General features: G+C 71.0%; 16 protein-coding genes and 1 riboswitch. Of the genes, 11 read left to right on the top strand and 5 right to left on the bottom strand.

Annotated features, from left to right (window positions below):
• Positions 1 to 252: 252 nt before the first annotated feature.
• The 3 genes from ACFWPT_RS24985 (at position 253) to ACFWPT_RS24975 (ending at position 3,842) form a co-directional block, all read left to right on the top strand.
• Positions 253 to 1,485 carry an Ig-like domain-containing protein gene (locus tag ACFWPT_RS24985; RefSeq protein WP_380484371.1) on the top strand — a complete coding sequence of 411 codons (1,233 nt, stop codon included), beginning with the start codon at positions 253 to 255 and terminating at the stop codon, positions 1,483 to 1,485.
• A gap of 219 nt (positions 1,486 to 1,704) precedes the next feature.
• On the top strand, positions 1,705 to 2,250 hold the full coding sequence (locus tag ACFWPT_RS24980) for an ATP-binding protein (protein WP_079135615.1): 546 nt from the start codon (positions 1,705 to 1,707) through the stop codon (positions 2,248 to 2,250).
• Between the two features lie 638 nt (positions 2,251 to 2,888).
• Positions 2,889 to 3,842 carry a DMT family transporter gene (locus ACFWPT_RS24975; protein ID WP_380484369.1) on the top strand — a complete coding sequence of 318 codons (954 nt, stop codon included), beginning with the start codon at positions 2,889 to 2,891 and terminating at the stop codon, positions 3,840 to 3,842.
• Positions 3,843 to 3,927: 85 nt separating this feature from the next.
• Here ACFWPT_RS24975 and ACFWPT_RS24970 read toward each other — a convergent pair whose 3' ends face one another.
• Positions 3,928 to 4,671 carry a TetR/AcrR family transcriptional regulator gene (locus ACFWPT_RS24970; protein ID WP_380484367.1) on the bottom strand — a complete coding sequence of 248 codons (744 nt, stop codon included), beginning with the start codon at positions 4,669 to 4,671 and terminating at the stop codon, positions 3,928 to 3,930.
• 140 nt (positions 4,672 to 4,811) lie between these two features.
• Here ACFWPT_RS24970 and ACFWPT_RS24965 point away from each other — a divergent pair, with 140 nt between their 5' ends.
• Positions 4,812 to 5,414, top strand: a complete 603-nt coding sequence (locus tag ACFWPT_RS24965) for an NADPH-dependent FMN reductase (RefSeq protein WP_380336666.1) — start codon at positions 4,812 to 4,814, stop codon at positions 5,412 to 5,414.
• A gap of 146 nt (positions 5,415 to 5,560) precedes the next feature.
• Here the strand turns inward: ACFWPT_RS24965 and ACFWPT_RS24960 are convergent, their stop codons facing one another.
• The 4 genes from ACFWPT_RS24960 to gcvT all read right to left on the bottom strand — a co-directional run bounded on the left by ACFWPT_RS24960 (position 5,561) and on the right by gcvT (position 10,156).
• Positions 5,561 to 6,928 (bottom strand): L-serine ammonia-lyase, encoded by a 1,368-nt coding sequence (locus ACFWPT_RS24960; protein WP_380336663.1) that lies wholly within the window; start codon positions 6,926 to 6,928, stop codon positions 5,561 to 5,563.
• Between the two features lie 158 nt (positions 6,929 to 7,086).
• Positions 7,087 to 8,355, bottom strand: a complete 1,269-nt coding sequence (gene glyA / locus ACFWPT_RS24955) for a serine hydroxymethyltransferase (protein WP_063347748.1) — start codon at positions 8,353 to 8,355, stop codon at positions 7,087 to 7,089.
• Between the two features lie 93 nt (positions 8,356 to 8,448).
• Positions 8,449 to 8,823: a glycine cleavage system protein GcvH gene (gcvH, locus tag ACFWPT_RS24950; protein WP_063347747.1), complete on the bottom strand. Its 375-nt coding sequence runs from the start codon at positions 8,821 to 8,823 to the stop codon at positions 8,449 to 8,451.
• Positions 8,824 to 9,034: 211 nt separating this feature from the next.
• On the bottom strand, positions 9,035 to 10,156 hold the full coding sequence (gcvT, locus tag ACFWPT_RS24945; protein WP_380484398.1) for a glycine cleavage system aminomethyltransferase GcvT: 1,122 nt from the start codon (positions 10,154 to 10,156) through the stop codon (positions 9,035 to 9,037).
• Positions 10,157 to 10,387: 231 nt separating this feature from the next.
• A riboswitch (glycine riboswitch) is annotated at positions 10,388 to 10,493 on the bottom strand.
• Positions 10,494 to 10,679: 186 nt separating this feature from the next.
• Between gcvT and ACFWPT_RS24940 the strand changes: the two genes are divergently transcribed.
• From ACFWPT_RS24940 to ACFWPT_RS24910, 7 genes are all read left to right on the top strand, one after another.
• On the top strand, positions 10,680 to 11,522 hold the full coding sequence (locus tag ACFWPT_RS24940; protein WP_063347745.1) for an enhanced serine sensitivity protein SseB C-terminal domain-containing protein: 843 nt from the start codon (positions 10,680 to 10,682) through the stop codon (positions 11,520 to 11,522).
• Between the two features lie 117 nt (positions 11,523 to 11,639).
• A complete protein-coding gene (locus ACFWPT_RS24935) occupies positions 11,640 to 12,563 on the top strand; it encodes an enhanced serine sensitivity protein SseB C-terminal domain-containing protein (protein ID WP_079135614.1) in 924 nt (307 codons plus the stop codon).
• Positions 12,564 to 13,005: 442 nt separating this feature from the next.
• Positions 13,006 to 13,995, top strand: coding sequence for an ABC transporter permease (locus ACFWPT_RS24930; protein ID WP_380377615.1), 990 nt, complete (start codon positions 13,006 to 13,008; stop codon positions 13,993 to 13,995).
• 51 nt (positions 13,996 to 14,046) lie between these two features.
• The gene (locus tag ACFWPT_RS24925) at positions 14,047 to 15,822 is read left to right on the top strand and encodes an ABC transporter substrate-binding protein (protein WP_380484363.1); all 1,776 of its coding nucleotides are present in this window, start codon (positions 14,047 to 14,049) and stop codon (positions 15,820 to 15,822) included.
• A gap of 100 nt (positions 15,823 to 15,922) precedes the next feature.
• Positions 15,923 to 16,933 carry an ABC transporter permease gene (locus ACFWPT_RS24920; RefSeq protein ID WP_063347742.1) on the top strand — a complete coding sequence of 337 codons (1,011 nt, stop codon included), beginning with the start codon at positions 15,923 to 15,925 and terminating at the stop codon, positions 16,931 to 16,933.
• The gene (locus ACFWPT_RS24915) at positions 16,930 to 18,000 is read left to right on the top strand and encodes an ABC transporter ATP-binding protein (RefSeq protein WP_380377617.1); all 1,071 of its coding nucleotides are present in this window, start codon (positions 16,930 to 16,932) and stop codon (positions 17,998 to 18,000) included. Before ACFWPT_RS24920 ends, ACFWPT_RS24915 begins: the two co-directional genes overlap by 4 nt.
• A 34-nt stretch (positions 18,001 to 18,034) precedes the next feature.
• The gene (locus tag ACFWPT_RS24910) at positions 18,035 to 19,081 is read left to right on the top strand and encodes an ABC transporter ATP-binding protein (protein ID WP_380425000.1); all 1,047 of its coding nucleotides are present in this window, start codon (positions 18,035 to 18,037) and stop codon (positions 19,079 to 19,081) included.
• The last annotated feature ends 13 nt before the right edge of the window (positions 19,082 to 19,094 follow it).

Genomic DNA, 19,094 nt, shown 5'->3' with positions numbered 1-19,094 from the left:
GGTGCAGAAGAGCGGCCCGATCCTCACCCGTTGGGGTCGGGCCGTTCGCGTTTTCGCAGCGCACCGGGCCCCGAATGGCGCAACCTTTCCGGGGGCCGGCGCGTGTAGTGGTCGGGTCCGTCGTGTGCACGGGAGTTGTGCGGGGTTTCGGGTCGTGGGGTTTCGGCCCGCGGGCTTCGGTTCGCGGGTTGCGGGTTGCGGGTTGCGGTTCGTGGGGTTCGGTTCGTGGGGTTTCTGAGGGAGGGATCGACGTTGAGGTCGATACGCAGAGTGGTGGCCGTCGGTCTGGTGGGCGGCGCGATGGGGCTGACGGCCGCGTGCGGCGGCGGGAGCGGCGGTAGCGGGGGCGGGAGCGCGGCCAAGGCGGACCTGGGGGCCGGCGCGGCCGCCGGAACGGCCTCCCCGGGCGCCGCGGCGGCGAGCAGCGCGGCGCCGAAGGTGTCGCAGGCCGTGGTGAACATCGAGCCCAAGCCCGGCACGGTGGACGTCGCGCCCGACGCGCTCAAGGTCGGCGCGACCGGCGGCAAGCTCACCACCGTCAAGGTCAGCGACAAGACGGGCGCGGAGGTGCCCGGCACCATCGCCGCCGACGGCTCCAGCTGGACCCCGTCGGCCGGCCTCGCCGTGGGCAGCGCCTACCAGGTCAGCGCGCTGGCCGCGGACGCCAACGGCGTGGTCGCCAGCGCGGACAGCAACTTCACCACGCTGACGCCGACGGCCCTCGCCAAGGCCGCCGACAACGTGGACAACGACGCGACGTACGGCGTCGGCATGATCGTCTCGGTGAACTTCAGCAAGGACGTCAAGAACAAGGACGTCGTCGCGAAGGGCATCACCTTCGAGACCGACAACGGCACCGTGGTCAAGGGCCACTGGTTCGGCAACCGCCGACTGGACTTCCGCCCCGAGCAGTACTGGAAGTCCGGCACCAAGGTGACGGTGCACTACCGCCTCAAGAGCGTCGAGATCGCCCCTGGGGTGTACGGCACCGACCGGGACGAGCCCTTCACGATCGGGCGGTCTCAGATTTCGACGGTTGACGCCGCCGCGCACAGGATGACCGTCGAACTGGACGGCAAACCGTCGGACATCGACATCACCTCCGGCTCGCCCGAACACCCGACCTGGAACGGCACGATGGTCGTCATGTCCAAGGAGGGCGTGGTGCGGATGCAGTCCAGCACCCTCCCCGGCATGAGCGGCTCCCCGTACGACCTCCAGGTGCCGCACTCGATGCGGCTCACCGACAGCGGCACCTACCTGCACGGCAATTACTGGAGCAAGCTCATCGGCGAGGACAACGTCAGCCACGGCTGTGTCGCCCTCAAGGACGTCGAGGGCGGCGGCGAATCCACCTCGATGGGCAAGTTCTACGCCGGCTCGATCGTCGGCGACGTGGTGGTCGTGAAGAACTCCACCAAGAAGGAGACCCTCGACCCGGCGAACGGCCTGAGTGGCTGGAACGTGCCCTGGAGCGCCTGGTAGGCCGACCGGTAGCCGCCCTGGTCGGGGCGGTTCCGTGGCAACCCGGGATTGACGCGGACGCGGCCCGGGTTGCCTGCTCCCCACCCTCTTCCGGCTCCCTCCGGGCCCCCGCCTGGCACTCTCCCCGGGGTCTCCTTGCACGCGGCATATGCCGACTCGGAGGAGATCGTTTGCTCATTGTCCGTACGCGGCCGCTTGCGTTCCGCAATGATGGACCGCATGGCGGGTTGGGGCGAAACAGATCAGTCATCAGTTCCCGGGGCCGGATTGGTCGCCGAGGCGTCGTGGATCGATGTCCAGGGCGCGCTGGCGGCGCTGGAGCGGCTCAGCTCGGAGGAACTGGAGGAGATGTATTGCGGCAGGCTGAGCGATCAGTCCGTGCCGAACGAGGTACGACTGCCGTCCCGGCCGGAGACCGGCCCGGTGGCCCGCCGACTGGTGCTGTCGGTCCTGGAGTCCTGGGACCTCCATCAGCACCTGGAGGCCGGTGAGTTACTCACCAGTGAACTGGTCTCCAACGCCGTCCGGCATGCCGCCGGACGCACTATCGGGCTCCAGGTGATCCGCAAGCCGGGCTGGCTCCGCGTCGAGGTCCGCGACTCCTCCCGGGCGCTGCCCTGCATGATCCTCGCGGAGCCGAAGCCGGTGACCGAGCGGGGGCGGGGCCTGCGGGTCATCGACGACCTGGCCGACCGCTGGGGTGCCGACCTGCTGCCGCGCGGCAAGGGCGTCTGGTTCGAACTGAAGGTCCGCGAGCGGCACTGACCCTTCCGGGTCTCCCGGGTCCTTCGCGGCCGTCCGGGTCTTTTGCGGCCGTCCGGGTGTTCAGGGTGTTCCCGGGAAAACGCGCAGGGCCCCCGAAGTCGCCGTGGTCCGGCGGATGGGGGCCCCTGCAAGTCATCGCGCCGGCCAAGGGGGTGCGTGCCGCGCGATGGGCGTCGGCCGTGCCAGGTCGGGCCAGCCGAAGTCTCCACGCCCAGGCCGGCGTGCTGTGCCGCCCGCCGTTGGGCTGCTTCGACTATCGCACGGATCTCAGCATGTGGGCAAACCAGGCGGCTTGGATTGAAAGGTTTGTAACCTAGTTCACCTTTGGATTTTGCATAGGTTCACGCTGTCGCCTGTGAATATTCACCATCCTCGCCGTCGAGCCTCCGGTGCTTCGTCGCCCGGCCGCTAATTCCTCCGTGAACCCCACCCCGCCGGAACTGCCGGGTAGCATCAGGCCCGTGAACCTGTACTGGCACGTCGTGCTGCCACCGCTCTGCGCCTGATCGGGCACACACGCCGGTGGCTTGACCCCCGCGCTCCCTGCTGCGGCCCTCTCCGGCCGCCAGGAGGCTGCCGTGTGTGCCCGTTGCGAAACCAGCTCCCCTGACGGTCTTCGACGACGGAAGTTCACGACTGTGCCGAACCGCACCTCCACGCCCGCGCCCACCCGGGCCACCACCACCCCCGCCGCCCGCCGCACCAGCCCGCTCGGCGGGCCGGTCCCGATCCTGGTCGCCGCACTGCTGTGGGGCACCACCGGGACGGCCAGCTCCCTCGCACCCGACGGCGCCCCTTCGGCGGGCATCGGCGCCGCCGCGCTGGTCCTCGGCGGCCTCCTCCTCTTCCTCTCCACCCGCAGCGCCCGCGCGCTGCCCCGGGCCTGCGGCCGCCGGGAGCGGTGGCAACTCGCCGTCGGCGCCGTCGCGGTGGTCGGCTACCCGGTCACCTTCTATCCGGCGGTGACCCGCGCCGGGGTGGCGGTGGCCACCGTGATCGCACTGGGCAGTGCCCCCGTCTTCGCCGGCCTGCTCGGCTGGCTCACCCGGCAGGGGCGGCCGAGCGGCCGGTGGGCCTGTGCCACGGTGACGGCGGTCGTCGGCTGTGCCGTCCTGGTGTTGGGCCCCGAACTCACCGGCGGCGGCGCGGCGGTGGACACCGTGGGGGTGGCGCTGGCCGCACTCTCCGGCCTCTCGTACGCCGTGTACTCGCTCATCGGCGGGAAGCTCATCTCGCGCGGGCACCCGTCCGCCGGGGTGATGGGGGCGATGTTCGGCGCGGCCGCGCTGCTCGTCCTGCCGGTGCTGTTCCTCGGCGACCTGCGGTGGCTCGCCTCGCCGCGCGGTGCGGCGGTGGTGCTCCACCTCGCCGTGATCACCACCTTCCTCGCCTACCGCCTCTTCGGCCACGGCCTGCGCCGCACCTCCGCCCAGACCGCCACCACCCTCACCCTCGCCGAACCAGCCGTCGCCGCCCTCCTCGGCGTCGCCGTCCTCGGCGAACGCCTCCCCGCCGTCTCCTGGTGCGGCCTCGCCATCCTGGCCGCGGGCCTCGCCGTCCTCACCGTGCCCGTGGGCACCCGCCGTCGCTGACCTGCGCGGGAGGTGGGTGGGGGAGCGCTGAAGAGGTAGGCCGGTCTACATAATTTCCCCCACCCACCTGAGGGCCGGGTCGTGCTCAGATGCCGAGGTGGGTGGCGATGCCGGTGAGGACGCAGTCGAGGCCGGTTTCGAACTGCCAGGTGGGGTCGTCCTTGCGGGTGGCCTCGTGGAGGTAGCGCTGGTAGGTGGGGTAGCGGCCGGTGTCCATCAGGAAGGACATTCGGGGGGCGAGGCCGGCGCGGGTCTCGTCGCCGTCGGACCAGCCGTGCTCGCGCTGGAGGGTGCGCAGGGCGAGCTCGGCGGCGACGGAGCCGTGGACGTAGCCGGTGACGGTGCGGAAGACCGCCATGGTGGTGTCGGCGTCCAGGCCGTGGTCGGCGAGGGCGGCGAAGGCGCGTTCGGGGATGGCGAGCTGGTTGGGGGTGAGGGGGACGGCGCCGGCGCGGACGATCCACGGGTGGGCCAGGTTCATGGCGCGCAGGTGGAGCGCCAGGGTGTGCATGGTGTCGCGCCAGCCGGTGGCGGGGGTGCCCCGGGGGAGTTCGCCGTAGACGAAGTCGACCATCAGGTCGATGAGTTCGTCCTTGCCGGAGACGTACCGGTAGGCGGCCATCGGGGCGACGCCGAGGGTGGTGGCGAGCCGGCGCATGGTGACGGCGTCGAGGCCTTCGGCGTCGGCGATCGCGATCGCGGCCTCGGCGATCCGCTGCGGGGTGAGGGTGGTGCGCGGCGCGGGGGCTGGGCGGGCGAGGCGCTCCCAGAGTGAGGCCTGGGGCTTGGTCTGGTCGTCGTCCCCGGCGGGGGCCTGCTGGGCGGGCATGACGGCGGGCTCCTTCCGGCTGGGGTCCTCTCACCGTACCACCGGAGTGTACGACGTATCGGAAGTAGACGGCGTACGCGCCGATGTGTACGTTGTATCCGGCAGATACGTTGTACACATCGTCCCGGAGGGGGATGTCCATGGCCAAGGACGTTTCGGAGAAGAGCCTGAAGGTCGCGGTCGTCGTCGGCAGCACCCGGAGCGGCCGGTTCGCGCCCGTCGTCGCCGACTGGCTGCTCGGCCACCTCGGCGCGCGCGGCGACATGACCGCCGACCTGATCGATCTGGTCGAGACCCCGCTGCCGACCACCTTCCCGTCCTTCGGTGGTGAACTGGAGCCGGGCGCCGCCGAGTTGCTCGCCGCCGTCACGCCCCGCCTGGAGGCCGCCGACGCCTTCGTGGTCGTCACGCCCGAGTACAACCACAGCTTCCCGGCCCCGCTGAAGAACGCCATCGACTGGCACAACAGCCAGTGGCACGGCAAGCCGGTCGGCTTCGTCTCCTACGGCGGCCTCTCCGGCGGTCTGCGCGCTGTCGAGCAACTGCGAGTGGTGCTGGCCGAGTTGAACGCCATGACGATTCGCAACACGGTCAGCTTCCACGGCGCCGCCCAGTGCTTCGGCGCCGACGGCCAGCCGCTCGACCCGGCCGCCGACGTCGCCGCCAAGACCATGCTCGACCAACTCGCCTGGTGGGCTGAGGCGTTGCGCGACGCCCGGCGAGTCCGCCCGTTCGCGGCCTGAGTGGCCCGAGCGGCCTGAGCGGGCGCGTCGGGTGGCGCCGGGAAGCGGGGCCGGGGTGGGGCCGGCGGTGGCCCCGCCGCCCAGGGCGCTCCGGAACGCCGAGAGCCCCCGGACGGGTCCGGGGGCTCAGGTGACAGCGGGTGTGATCAGCACTCGATGACGTTGACGGCGAGGCCGCCGCGCGAGGTCTCCTTGTACTTGATCTTCATATCGGCGCCGGTCTCCTTCATCGTCTTGATCGCCTTGTCGAGCGAGACGTGGTGCCGGCCGTCGCCGCGCAGGGCCATCCGGGCGGCGGTGACGGCCTTGACGGAGGCCATGCCGTTGCGCTCGATGCAGGGGATCTGGACGAGCCCGCCGACCGGGTCGCAGGTGAGGCCGAGGTTGTGCTCGATGCCGATCTCGGCGGCGTTCTCGACCTGTTCGGGGGTGCCGCCGAGGACCTCGGCGAGGCCGCCGGCGGCCATCGAGCAGGCGGATCCGACCTCCCCCTGGCAGCCGACCTCGGCGCCGGAGATGGAGGCGTTCTCCTTGAAGAGCATGCCGATGGCGCCGGCCGCGAGGAGGAAGCGGACGATGCCGTCCTCGTCGGCGCCCGGGATGAAGTTCAGGTAGTAGTGCAGGACGGCGGGGATGATCCCGGCCGCGCCGTTGGTCGGAGCGGTGACCACCCGGCGGCCGGAGGCGTTCTCCTCGTTGACCGCCATCGCGTAGAGGGTCACCCACTCCATTGCGTTGGCCGGGCCGATGCCCTCGGCGCGCATCGCGCGGGCGGCCGCGGCGGCGCGGCGGCGGACCTTGAGGCCACCGGGCAGGATGCCCTCGCGGGACATGCCGGCCCGCACGCACTCCTGCATGACCTGCCAGATCTCCAGCAGCCCGGTCCGGATCTCCTCCTCGGAGCGCCAGGCCTTCTCGTTCTCCAGCATCAGGCCGGAGATCGACAGCCCGGTCTCCCGGGTGAGCCGCAGCAGCTCCTCGCCGGTGCGGAAGGGGTAGCGCAGCGAGGTGTCGTCGGGCTTGACCCGGTCCGCGCCGATGGCGTCCTCGTCGACGACGAAGCCGCCGCCGACCGAGTAGTAGGTCTTCTCCAGCAGCGTGGAGCCGTCCGCCGCGTACGCCCAGATGGTCATGCCGTTGGCGTGGTACGGCAGCGAGCGGCGGCGGTGCAGGACCAGCTGGGTGCCCGGGTCGAAGTCGATGGGGTGGGTGCCGAGGAGGTTGAGCCGCTTCTCGGTGGTGATCCGCTCGACGTCCTTGTCCGCCTGGTCGACGTCGACCGTGCGGGGGGAGTTGTCCTCCAGGCCGAGCAGGACGGCCTTCGGGGTGCCGTGGCCGTGGCCGGTGGCGCCCAGCGAGCCGTACAGCTCGGCGCGCACGCTCGCCACCTGGGCGAGCAGGTCCTCGGACCGCAGGCGTCGGGCGAACATCCGGGCGGCGCGCATCGGGCCGACGGTGTGGGAACTCGACGGGCCGATGCCGATGGAGAAGAGGTCGAAGACGCTGATGGCCACGGGGGACGTCCTTGTCTGGTCTCGTGGAAGGACTGGCGGGCGGGGGACGACACGGGTCGGGGCACCGCGCGCACTGTCCAGTGTGCGCGGTGCCCCGGGATCCCAGGTGCCGCGGCGGGGTGAGGCCGGTCACCCCGCCCGAACGATCACCGCAGTGATCAGAGGTTCGGGTAGAGCGGGTACTTCTCGGCCAGCGCGGTGACGCGGGCCTTGAGCGCGGTGGCGGCGTCCTCGTCGAAGGCGGGCTTGAGCGCCTCGGCGATGATGTCGGCGACCTCGCGGAAGTCCTCGGCCTGGAAGCCGCGGGTGGCGAGCGCGGGGGTGCCGATGCGCAGGCCGGAGGTGACCATCGGCGGCCGAGGGTCGTTCGGGACGGCGTTGCGGTTGACCGTGATGCCGACCTCGTGCAGGCGGTCCTCGGCCTGCTGGCCGTCGAGCTGGCTGTTGCGCAGGTCGACCAGGACCAGGTGCACGTCGGTGCCGCCGGACAGCACCGAGGCGCCGGCCTCGGCGACGTCGGCCTGGAGCAGGCGCTCGGCGAGGATCTTGGCGCCCTCCAGGGTGCGCTGCTGGCGCTCCTTGAACTCCTCGGACGCGGCGACCTTGAAGGCAACGGCCTTGCCGGCGATCACGTGCTCCAGCGGGCCGCCCTGCTGGCCGGGGAACACCGCGGAGTTGATCTTCTTGGCGTACTCGGCCTTGGACAGGATGACACCGCCGCGCGGGCCGCCCAGGGTCTTGTGGGTGGTGGTGGTGACCACGTCCGCGTACGGCACCGGGTTGGGGTGCAGGCCGGCGGCGACCAGGCCGGCGAAGTGCGCCATGTCCACCATCAGCAGCGCGCCGACCTCGTCGGCGACCCGGCGGAACGCGGCGAAGTCCAGCTGGCGCGGGTAGGCGGACCAGCCGGCGATGATCAGCTTCGGCTGGTGCTCCTTGGCCAGGCGCTCGACCTCGGCCATGTCGACCTGGCCGGTCTTCTCGTCCACGTGGTACGCGACCACGTTGTAGAGCTTGCCGGAGAAGTTGATCTTCATGCCGTGGGTCAGGTGACCGCCGTGGGCCAGGTTCAGGCCCAGGATGGTGTCGCCCGGCTTGATCAGCGCGAACATCGCGGCGGCGTTGGCCTGCGCGCCCGAGTGCGGCTGGACGTTGGCGTGCTCGGCGCCGAACAGGGCCTTGATGCGGTCGATCGCGATCTGCTCGACCACGTCGACGTGCTCGCAGCCGCCGTAGTAGCGGCGGCCGGGGTAGCCCTCGGCGTACTTGTTGGTGAGTACCGAGCCCTGGGCCTCCATGACCGCCACCGGGGCGAAGTTCTCGGAGGCGATCATCTCCAGGGTGGTCTGCTGGCGGTGCAGCTCGGCGTCGACCGCGGCGGCGATCTCCGGGTCGAGGGAGTGCAGGGACTGGTTCAGAACCGTCATGGTGTGGTCTTCCCGGGAGGAGAGAGACGGGAGCAGAGAGGGGGGAGCCTGGCAGGGCGGCCGCCGCGCTGCGGCCGCCCCGTCACGAGCGGGTCAGCCGCCGATGAAGGCGGTGTACTCGTCCGCGCTGAGCAGCTCGTCGGTGGACTCCACCTGGACCTTGAACAGCCAGCCGCCCTCGAACGGGGCGCTGTTGACCAGGCTGTTGTCGTCCAGGACGTCCTGGTTGATCTCGACGATCTTCCCGGTCACCGGGGAGAACAGGTCGCTGACCGACTTGGTCGACTCCAGCTCGCCACAGGACTCGCCCGCGGTCACGTCGGCGCCGACCTCGGGCAGCTGCACGTAGACGATGTCACCGAGCGCGTCGGCCGCGTGGGCGGTGATGCCGACCGTGGAGACACCGCCCTCGATGGCGGTCAGCCACTCGTGCTCCTTGGTGTACTGCAGGTGCTGGGGGTTGCTCATGGCGTCATTCTCCAGGATGGGAAGCGGGTACGACGAAGCGGGCCGCCGCACGGACGGCTTCGACGCGGATCAGGCGTGGTTCAGGCATGGTTCAGGCATGGGATCGGACCTGGGTCGGACCTGGATCAGGCGTGGCTCAAGCCTGGGTCGGGCGTGGTTCAGGCCCGGGTCTACGGGGAAGGCGGGGCCTCGGCGAGCGAGGCCCCCGGCCTCAGCGGGCGCGCTTGTAGAACGGCAGCGCCACGACCTCGACCGGCTCGTGCTTGCCGCGCACGTCCACCGCGACGGCGGTGCCGGGGGCGGCGTGGGCCGCGTCCACGTAGGCGATCGCGATCGGCCGGCCCAGGGTCGGCGACGGGGCGCCCGAGGTGATCCGGCCGATCGGGGCGCCGTCGGCGGAGACCACGGTGTACTCGGCGCGCGGGACGCGCTTGCCCTCGGAGACCAGGCCGACCAGCACCCGCGGCGGGTTGGCCTCGGCCTCGGCGGCGGCCCTCTCCAGCGCCTTGCGGCCGACGAAGGTGCCCTCGTTGGTGGTCTTGTCGAAGCGCACGACCCGGCCCAGGCCCGCGTCGAACGGGGTCAGGTCGGTGGAGAGCTCGTGCCCGTACAGCGGCATGCCGGCCTCCAGGCGCAGCGTGTCGCGGCAGGACAGGCCGCACGGGACCAGGCCGCGGCCCTCGCCGGCGGTGGTCAGCGCCTGCCAGACGCCCTCGGCGTCGCCCGGGTTGCAGAAGATCTCGAAGCCGTCCTCGCCGGTGTAGCCGGTCCGGGCGAGCAGCACGTCGCGGCCGGCGACCTGGGCCGGGAGGATCGCGTAGTACTTCAGGCCGGGCAGGTCGGCGTCGGTGGTCCCGGCCAGGATCGCGGTGGCCTCCGGGCCCTGGACGGCGATCAGCGCGTAGGTGTCGCGGTCGTCCGTGACGACGGCGTCGAAGCCCTTGGCGCGGGCGATCAGCTCGTCCAGCACCAGCTGGGCGTTGGAGGCGTTGGCGACGACCAGGAAGGCGTCCTCGCGCAGGCGGTAGACGATCAGGTCGTCCAGGATGCCGCCGTCCTCGGCGCAGATCATGGTGTAGCGGGCGCGCAGCACGCCCAGCGCGGAGACGAAGCCGACCAGCGCGTGGTCCAGCATCTCGCCGGCCTGCGGGCCGGTGACGGTGATCTCGCCCATGTGGGAGAGGTCGAACAGCCCGGCCCGGGTGCGGACGGCGAGGTGTTCCTCGCGCTCGCTGCCGTAGCGCAGCGGCATGTCCCAGCCGGCGAAGTCGGTCATGGTCGCGCCGAGGGCGCGGTGCAGCGCGTCGAGCGCGGTGAGGCGGAGGGACGACATGGCCTGGAACTCCTCGGTCTGGGCACTCATGGGTGCACGCGCCGGAACCGGACCCGCTGGGGGGCCGACCCTGCGCGCGGGCATGCGGCGGCGTGGGTCTCCCCATCTGTCGTCGAACCTGAGAGCTTCACCGCCCACCTGCCCGCAGCTGTTTCCAGCATCCAGGACAGCATGGTGGCTTGCACCGTGGGTGGGCGCGCGACAGGGCCGTGCGCCACTTTCCAGATGTGCCTAACCCGTGCGGTAGGGGGGCCTGAGAGATTCCGGGGAGGAGTTGCTCCTTCGGCGCCGGCTGTGCCGCCTGACGGGGCACTCCGGGCTCTCCCGCGCGGGTTCGAGCGGCCGGTATGGAGTTGTCGGTCCGCCGGCGCGCCGCGCCGTCGAACGCGCACATCATGGCACGTCCGCGCCGACGACGGGAGAGGGGACCCGGTCACACCCCGCCACCTCGGGCACAGCCCTAGACTGCTGCGCGTCGGCGCAGCAGAGGGCGGCCGACCGGCAGAGGGCGGATCAGGCGCGCATGGGGTACCCGGTGGAGCAGCAGCAGGGGTGGGGCGGGCCGGAGTCGGCGCCGCCGGGCGGCGGGTGGCCGGCCAACGAGCTGGAGCAGGTGCTGACCGCCGCGCTGGGCGACCCGGGTGCGACGCCGCGGGTGGTCGAGGTGCTGGCCCGCAGCCAGGTGTGGATCCCGCTGCCGGCCGGCGGCGACCCGCAGGGGCCCGCGCTGGACCTGCCGACCATCGAGCTGGCCGGCGAGCCGTACGTGCCGGTGTTCTCCTCGCAGGAGGTGTTCCTGCGGCAGGCGCCGGGGATGGCCTTCGCGGTGGCGCCGGTCTGGGAGTTCGCCCGCGGGCTGCCGCTGGGCGTGGGCATCGCGGTCAACCCGGAGGCGGCGGTGGGCATCCCGGTGCCGCCGCAGGGTGTGGCGGAGCTTCGGCGCGGCCCGCGCGAGGAGCGCCTGGCCGACCAGGAGCAGGGCCGGATCCAGGAGCAGAACCAGAGTCAGGGCCAGGGACCGGAGGCGCCGACCGGTGGCCGGGTGGCGCTGCGCGAGCCGGTGCCGGGGGAGGACCCGGAGCACTTCCTGGCCGCCTGCCGGGCCGAACTGTCCGCCCTGCCCGGAGTGTTGTCCGCGCGGCGGGCGCTCGCCAGCATCGAGGGCGAGCCGACCGTGATGTTCGTGGGCGTCCAGCTGGACCAGGCGGCCCCGGCCGACCCGGGCGCGGTGAACGAGGCGCTCGGCCGCGCGTTGGGAACCGCGCCGCTGCCGGGGGGCGTCCACCTCGTACTGCTCGATCTCGCCGATGACCCGGTGGTCGAGTGGCTGCTCACCCGGGTACTCCCTTTCTACGCGCGGGGTTGAGCGGGGTTCGTATCGGAGGCACGTCGCCGTGGCGGTGGCCGGTGCCGCGCCATAGGGTGCGTGCAGACGGCCGACGGGCCGGCAGGCTTGAGGAAAGAGGCGCGGCGAGGTGGGCGCATGAGTGCGGGAGCGGTAGCGGGCGGTGCACCGGGGCCCTGGGGCCAGGCGCCCGCCGGGCGCCCCGGAGCGGATCCGGGCGCGCTGGAGCGCACCCTGCGCGAGGTCGCGCCGGAGCGCTACGAGGCGTACGAGCAACTGCTGCACGCACTGGCCGACGGCCAGGTCTGGATGCTGCTGTGGCACGGCACGCCGGGCAGCGCGGACGCCCAGTACGGGAACATGGAGATCAGCGGCCACGGCTACGCGCCGGCCGTCACCTCGTCCGAGCAGCTGGCGTCGTCCGGCTGGGCGCGGGCCCACGAGGTCATCTCCGGGCGGGAGATCGCCGCTTCGCTGTACCGGACCCGCTGGGGGCTGTGGCTCAACCCGCACGCGCCCGGCGGCGGGGTCGGGGTGCCCTGGGCGGACCTGCGGCGGATCGCCGCGGGCCTGGAGCGGCTGCCGGCCGGGCCGTTGAAGCTGAGTGAGCCGCAGCTGAACGCCCAGCCGTTCTTCGCGCTGCTGGAGCGGCAGGCCGGTGAGGTGCGCGCGGTGCGGGCGCTGCGCCGGGCCTGGGTGCAGCCGGCCGTGGGGGAGCCGTACCTGGCGATCGGACTGGAGCTGTACGAGAGTTCGCCGCCGGCGGTGGAGGCGGTGCGGGCGCTGATGCAGCGGGCGATCGCGGTGGCCCCGGAGGGGCTGGCGGTGTCCACGGTGGCGATGGCGGACGAGTACGACCCGGTGGCGCTGTGGATGCGGGCGCACGCGCGCCCGTTCTTCGACCGGGAGGCGGGACGCCCGCCGACCGGCCCGTACCCGCCGGTGCCGCCTCCGCCGTACCCTGCGCAGCAGGGGCCGGGTTACGGCTACGGCACGCAGCAGCCCGCGCAGGGCTGGACCGGGCAGCCGCAGCAGCCGTGGCCCGGATACCCGGGGCGCTGACAACCAAAACCTGTTTCCAGAAGCCGACTTGATCTTGCATCAGGTCGGCTTCGGTGCTTTCCGGACGAACTTCCGGCCGTTACCGTCGATCACCTTGACATGCCTGATACAGCCGTGTGAAGAGGGATATGCCGAAGGCGTAGGAGGTGCATGCGCACAGATCACAGTTGGGCATCTGTCGGTTGTCAGGGCTGGCGCAAGCGAGTTCGGATGGCAGAGAGTTCTGCGCAACGCACCGCGCGTACTGGGAACCCCACGAAGGTGAACGCGCACGCCGACCGCCAGAACCACGCGAAGCCCATCCCGCGTTGGGGCAGTACCCGTGCACGACGTACTGCCGCGAACACCCGTTCCAAGCACCTCCGCACGTCCGCAGCCGTACCGCCGAACCGGTGACCGGCGCCCGTGGGCCGGCCACCGTCGGCGAGGGGACCAACTGACCATGACCGCACCCATCACAACCACCGGGAACGAACCGGAGGCACCCGCCCCCGCGAGCCCGGCCAAGAAGATCGAGGGCCGCTCCCTCGGCCAGATCGCCTGGACCCGCTTCAAGCGCGACAAACTCGCCGTCGCCGGCGGCGTCGTGGTGATCCTGCTGATCCTGCTGGCCGTACTGGCCAAGCCCATCGAGGCCCTGTTCGGCCTCGACCCGGACGCCCTGAACCAGGACCTGCTCGACGCCAACCTGGGCGGCATCCCGCTCGGTGACTGGGGCGGGATGAGCTGGGACCACCCGCTCGGCGTCGACCCGCTCCAGGGCCGTGACCTGCTCTCCCGCGTGATCGAGGGCTCCTGGGTCTCGCTGCTGGTCGCCTTCGGCGCGACCCTGCTGTCGAACACGATCGGCACCGTGCTCGGCGTCATGGCCGGCTACTACGGCGGCTGGGTGGACACCGTGATCAGCCGCATCATGGACGTCTTCCTCGCCTTCCCGCTGCTGCTCTTCGCCATCGCGATCTCGACCTCGCTGCAGGGCGGCGCGTTCGGCCTGCACGGCCTCCCGCTGCACATCTTGGTGCTGATCTTCGTGATCGGCTTCTTCAACTGGCCCTACATGGGCCGGATCGTGCGCGGACAGACGCTGTCGCTGCGCGAGCGGGAGTTCGTCCACGCGGCCCGCAGCCTGGGCGCCCGAGGCCCGTTCATCCTGTTCAAGGAACTGCTGCCGAACCTGGTCGGTCCGATCCTGGTCTACTCGACCCTGCTGATCCCGACCAACATCCTCTTCGAGGCCGGCCTCAGCTTCCTCGGCGTCGGTATCCAGCCGCCGCAGGCCTCCTGGGGCGGGATCCTCCAGGACGCGATCAAGTACTACCAGGTGGACCCCCAGTACATGGTGGTTCCCGGTCTGGCGATCTTCCTCACCGTGCTCGCCTTCAACCTGCTCGGCGACGGGCTGCGTGACGCCCTCGATCCCAAGAGCAACTGACGCAACGTCAGGCTCTCCCTCCTTCCCATCCTCAAGGGGTTGATCTCACCCATGCGCAGGTCCCGTACCGTCGCCCTGACCGCGGCGGCAGCCGCCGCGGTCCTGATCGTGACCGGCTGCACCTCCGGCAGCAAGGGCTCCGGCTCGTCCTCCTCCGCCAGCGGCAGCAGCGCCGGTGGCGGCGGTGCCGACGCCGCCACCAAGGGCATCGTCAACGCCTCGGACAAGAAGGGCGGGACGGTCACCTACGAGATGAAGGGCTCCCCGGACTCCTTCGACCCGGGCAACACGTACTACGCCTACATCTACAACTTCTCGCGCCTGTACGGGCGTCCGCTGACCACCTTCGCCCCGGGCGCCGGCACGGACGGCGAGAAGCTGGTCCCGGACCTCGCCGAGAGCCTGGGCAAGGCCAGCGCGGACGGCCTGACCTGGACGTACAAGCTGCGCGCGGGCCTGAAGTTCGACGACGGCACCCCGATCAGCTCCAAGGACGTCAAGTACGCCGTCGAGCGCTCCAACTTCGCGCGGGACGTCAACTCCAACGGCCCGACGTACTTCCAGGAGTTGCTGGTCGACAACGAGACGCCGTACCAGGGCCCGTACAAGGACAAGACCGGTGGCCTGAACTCGATCGAGACGCCGGACGACCTGACCATCGTCTTCCACCTGAAGCAGCCGTTCGCGGACTTCGACTACCTGGTCGGCTCCCCGCAGACCGTCCCGGTCCCGCAGGCCAAGGACGACGGCGCCGGCTACGTGAAGCACGTGGTCGCCTCCGGTGCCTACAAGTTCGAGTCCTACGAGGACGGCAAGCAGCTCACCCTGGTGCCGAACACCAACTGGGACCCGAGCACCGACCCGATCCGCAAGCAGCTCGCGGACAAGATCGTGGTCCGGATGGGCATGGAGCAGTCCACCATCGACAAGGACCTGATCGCCGGCAACGCCCAGGTGGACCTGGTCGGCAGCGGCGTCGACCCGCAGACCCAGGCGCAGATCCTGCAGAACCAGAAGCTCAAGGCGAACACCGACAACGCCTACGGCGGCCGCCTGGCGTACGTCGCGATCAACACCAAGGTCGCGCCGTTCGACAACCTGGAGTGCCGCAAGGCCGTCCAGTACGCGATCGACAAGGTCTCCGTGCAGACCACGCTCGGCGGCCCGATCCGCGGCCAGGTCGCCAACACGGTGATCCCGCCGGACGTCCCGGGCCACCAGGACTTCAACACCTGGGCGACCAACGGCAACAAGGGTGACGAGGCCAAGGCCAAGGACGCCCTCAAGGCCTGCGGCAAGGCCGACGGCTTCAGCACGGTGATCACCGCCCGTACCGAGCGCGACCCGGAGATCCAGGCCGCGACCGCGATCCAGGCCGCGCTGAAGAAGATCAACATCAACGTCGAGATCCAGAAGTACGCGCAGGGCAAGTACTTCTCGGACGCCGCCGGTGTCCCGCAGTTCACCCAGGACCACAACATCGGTCTGATGATGATGCAGTGGAGCGCCGACTGGCCGACCGGCTACGGCTTCCTGCAGCAGATCTCCGACGGCCGCGCCATCAAGGCCTCCGGCAACAGCAACCTGGCCCAGCTGAACGACCCCGAGGTCAACAAGCTGCTCGACGACGCCATCACCAACACCGACCAGTCGGCGCGCGAGAAGATCTACGGCCAGATCGACAAGAAGATCATGGACCAGGCGGTCTACGTCCCGCTGACCTACTTCAAGGTCTTCCTGTACCGCCCGGACAGCGCCACCAACCTGGTGTCCACCTCGGGCTTCTCGGGTGAGTACGACTACCTGAACATCGGCACCACCAAGTAAAGAGCCTGGCTCCGCATCCCTGAAGGCAGGTGAAGGCAGCGGCCGCCCGCCGCCGTCCGGAAGATCCCGGACGGCGGCGGGCCGCCGGAGCCGCCCAACTGTGTTTGCCTACATCATCCGCAGGATCTTCGCGGCCGTCGTACTGCTGCTGGTGGTCAGCGCGGTCACCTTCGCGATCTTCTTCCTGCTCCCGCGCATCGCCGGCGAGACCGCCGACCAGCTGGCCACGCAGTACGTCGGGAAGAACCCCTCCCCCGAGGCGATCGCCGCGGTCAAGAAGAACCTCGGGTTCGACCAGCCGCTGTACACCCAGTACTGGCACTTCCTCAAGGCCCTGGTCAGCGGCGCCGAGTACAAGTTCGGCCCGGACCCGGTCACCTGCCACGTACCGTGCTTCGGCTACTCCTTCAAGAACCACCTGGAGGTCTGGCCCGAGCTGATCAAGCGCGTCCCGATCACCCTCTCGCTCGCCGTCGGCGCGGCCGTGCTCTGGCTGGTCTCGGGCGTCGCCACCGGCGTCGTCTCCGCGCTCAAGCCGCGCTCGGTCTTCGACCGGATCGCCATGGGCATCTCCCTCGCCGGCGTCTCGCTGCCGGTCTTCTTCACCGGCGCGCTGCTGCTCACGCTGTTCAGCTACGAGTGGCCGATCCTGGACAACCTCCAGTACGTCGACTTCGCCGACGACCCGCTGATGTGGGCCCGCAACCTGATCCTCCCGTGGATCTCGCTGGCCTTCCTCTACTCCGCGCTCTACGCCCGGCTCACCCGCGCCGGAATGCTGGAGACCATGAGCGAGGACTACATCCGCACCGCCCGGGCCAAGGGCCTGGTCGAGCGCAAGGTCGTCGCCCGGCACGGACTGCGCGCCGCGCTGACACCCGTCATCACCATCTTCGGCATGGACCTCGGCCTGCTCCTCGGCGGCGCCCTCATCACCGAGCAGGTCTTCTCGCTCCAGGGCGTCGGCGCCTTCGCCGTCCAGGCGATCGCCGACAACGACCTGCCCAAGATCCTCGGCGTCACCCTGCTCGCCGCCTTCTTCATCGTCGCCTGCAACCTCGTGGTCGACCTCCTGTACGCACTCGTCGACCCCCGGGTGAGGCTCTCGTGACCGAGCTCCAGAAGACCGAGGCGGTCGCCGCCCAGGCCCCGTCCGGCGACCCCTTCCTCTCCGTCCGCGACCTGCGGATCCACTTCGACACCGACGACGGCCTGGTCCGCTCGGTGGACGGGGTCAGCTTCGACCTGCACAAGGGCCGCACCCTCGGCATCGTCGGCGAGTCCGGCTCCGGCAAGTCCGTCACCTCGCTCGGCATCATGGGCCTGCACCGCACCAAGCGGGCCCGGATCACCGGCGAGATCCGGCTGGACGGCGAGGACCTGATCGCGGCCGGCCCCGAACGGGTGCGCCAACTGCGCGGCCGCGAGATGGCGATGATCTTCCAGGACCCGCTGACCGCGATGCACCCCTACTACACCGTCGGCGCGCAGATCGTCGAGGCGTACCGGGTGCACCACCCCCAGGCGTCCAAGAAGCAGGCCCGGGCCCGCGCGGTCGAGATGCTCGACCGGGTCGGCATCCCGCAGCCCGACCGCCGGGTGGACGACTACCCGCACCAGTTCTCCGGCGGCATGCGCCAGCGCGCCATGATCGCCATGGCGCTGGTCAACGACCCCTCGCTGCTGATCGCCGACGAGCCCACCACCGCCCTGGACGTCACCGTCCAGGCGCAGATCCTGGACCTCATCCGCGACCTCCAGGGCGAGTTCGGCTCGGCCGTCATCATCATCACCCACGACCTCGGGGTGGTCGCCGAACTGGCCGACGACATCCTGGTCATGTACGGCGGCAAGTGCATCGAGCGCGGCCCCGCCGAGACCCTCTTCGACGCGCCCGAACACCCCTACACCTGGGGCCTGCTGGGCTCCATGCCGCGCCTGGACCGCGAGCTCCAGGACCGCCTCGTCCCGGTCAAGGGCACCCCGCCCAGCCTGATCAACGTGCCGTCCGGCTGCGCCTTCCACCCGCGCTGCCCGTACGCCGACCGGACCGGCGGGCGCTCCACGAGCGAGCTCCCGGTGCTGGCCGAAGCCTCGCCCGGCCACTACGCGGCCTGCCACCTCCCGGCCGCCGAACGGCACCGCATCTTCGCCGAAGAGATCGCGCCCCGGCTGTGAGCCCGGCCTCGTACCACCTTTCTGGAGAGAACCGATGACGGACACTCAGGCAGCCACGGCCCCCGCGCCCGCGCCGGCCCCCGACCGCGAGCCGCTGCTCCGGGTGACCGGCCTGACCCGGCACTTCCCGATCCGCGGCGGACTGCTGCGCCGCCAGACCGGCGCGGTGCGGGCCGTCGACGGCATCGACTTCACCGTCAACGCCGGCGAGACGCTCGGGGTCGTCGGCGAGTCCGGCTGCGGCAAGTCGACGATGGGCCGACTGGTCACCCGGCTCGACGAACCGACCGGCGGGAAGGTCGAGTTCGAGGGCACCGACATCACCCACCTGGGCGTCGGCGCGATGCGGCCGCTGCGCCGCGACATCCAGATGATCTTCCAGGACCCGTACTCCTCGCTCAACCCGCGGCACACCGTCGGCACCATCGTCGGCGCGCCGTTCCGGTTGCAGAAGGTGGAGCCCGAGGGCGGCACCAAGAAGGCCGTCCAGGAACTGCTGGAACTGTGCGGGCTCAGCCCCGAGCACTACAACCGCTACCCGCACGAGTTCTCCGGCGGCCAGCGCCAGCGCATCGGCATCGCCCGGGCGCTCGCCCTCCGGCCGAAGATGATCATCGCGGACGAGCCGGTCTCCGCCCTGGACGTCTCCATCCAGGCCCAGGTGGTCAACCTGCTGGACGACCTCCAGCGCGAACTCGGCCTGACCTACCTGATCATCGCGCACGACCTCTCGGTGGTCCGGCACGTCTCGGACCGGGTCGCGGTGATGTACCTCGGCAAGATCGTCGAGATCGCCGACCGCGACTCCCTCTACGCGAGCCCGCTGCACCCGTACACCAACGCGCTGATGTCCGCGGTGCCGGTGCCCGACCCGCGTCGGCGCCAGCGGGCCGGCCGCGAGCGGATCCTGCTCAAGGGCGACGTCCCCTCGCCGATCAACCCGCCCAGCGGCTGCCGCTTCCGCACCCGCTGCTGGAAGGCCCAGGACGTCTGCGCCGCCCAGGAGCCGCCGCTGGCCGCGCTGAAGACCGGGCACGAGGTGGCGTGCCACTTCCCCGAGCTGGGCGAGGGGAACGGCTAGGGCGTGTTTCAGG

It is taken from the genome of Kitasatospora sp. NPDC058478 (genome assembly GCF_042720345.1).
Lineage (GTDB): Bacteria > Actinomycetota > Actinomycetes > Streptomycetales > Streptomycetaceae > Kitasatospora.
Note: the sequence above shows the minus strand (reverse complement) of the source record. Positions and strands in the feature narration are given on the sequence as shown.

What these genes read in the sequence shown, in the direction of transcription:
- ACFWPT_RS24980 (WP_079135615.1), top strand. Translation starts at nt 1,705, where the DNA reads ATGGCGGGTTGGGGCGAAACAGATCAGTCATCAGTTCCCGGGGCCGGA.
- ACFWPT_RS24970 (WP_380484367.1), bottom strand. Translation starts at nt 4,671, where the DNA reads ATGCCCGCCCAGCAGGCCCCCGCCGGGGACGACGACCAGACCAAGCCC.
- ACFWPT_RS24965 (WP_380336666.1), top strand. Translation starts at nt 4,812, where the DNA reads ATGGCCAAGGACGTTTCGGAGAAGAGCCTGAAGGTCGCGGTCGTCGTC.
- glyA (WP_063347748.1), bottom strand. Translation starts at nt 8,355, where the DNA reads ATGACGGTTCTGAACCAGTCCCTGCACTCCCTCGACCCGGAGATCGCC.
- gcvH (WP_063347747.1), bottom strand. Translation starts at nt 8,823, where the DNA reads ATGAGCAACCCCCAGCACCTGCAGTACACCAAGGAGCACGAGTGGCTG.
- gcvT (WP_380484398.1), bottom strand. Translation starts at nt 10,156, where the DNA reads ATGTCGTCCCTCCGCCTCACCGCGCTCGACGCGCTGCACCGCGCCCTC.
- ACFWPT_RS24940 (WP_063347745.1), top strand. Translation starts at nt 10,680, where the DNA reads ATGGGGTACCCGGTGGAGCAGCAGCAGGGGTGGGGCGGGCCGGAGTCG.
- ACFWPT_RS24935 (WP_079135614.1), top strand. Translation starts at nt 11,640, where the DNA reads ATGAGTGCGGGAGCGGTAGCGGGCGGTGCACCGGGGCCCTGGGGCCAG.
- ACFWPT_RS24930 (WP_380377615.1), top strand. Translation starts at nt 13,006, where the DNA reads ATGACCGCACCCATCACAACCACCGGGAACGAACCGGAGGCACCCGCC.
- ACFWPT_RS24925 (WP_380484363.1), top strand. Translation starts at nt 14,047, where the DNA reads ATGCGCAGGTCCCGTACCGTCGCCCTGACCGCGGCGGCAGCCGCCGCG.
- ACFWPT_RS24910 (WP_380425000.1), top strand. Translation starts at nt 18,035, where the DNA reads ATGACGGACACTCAGGCAGCCACGGCCCCCGCGCCCGCGCCGGCCCCC.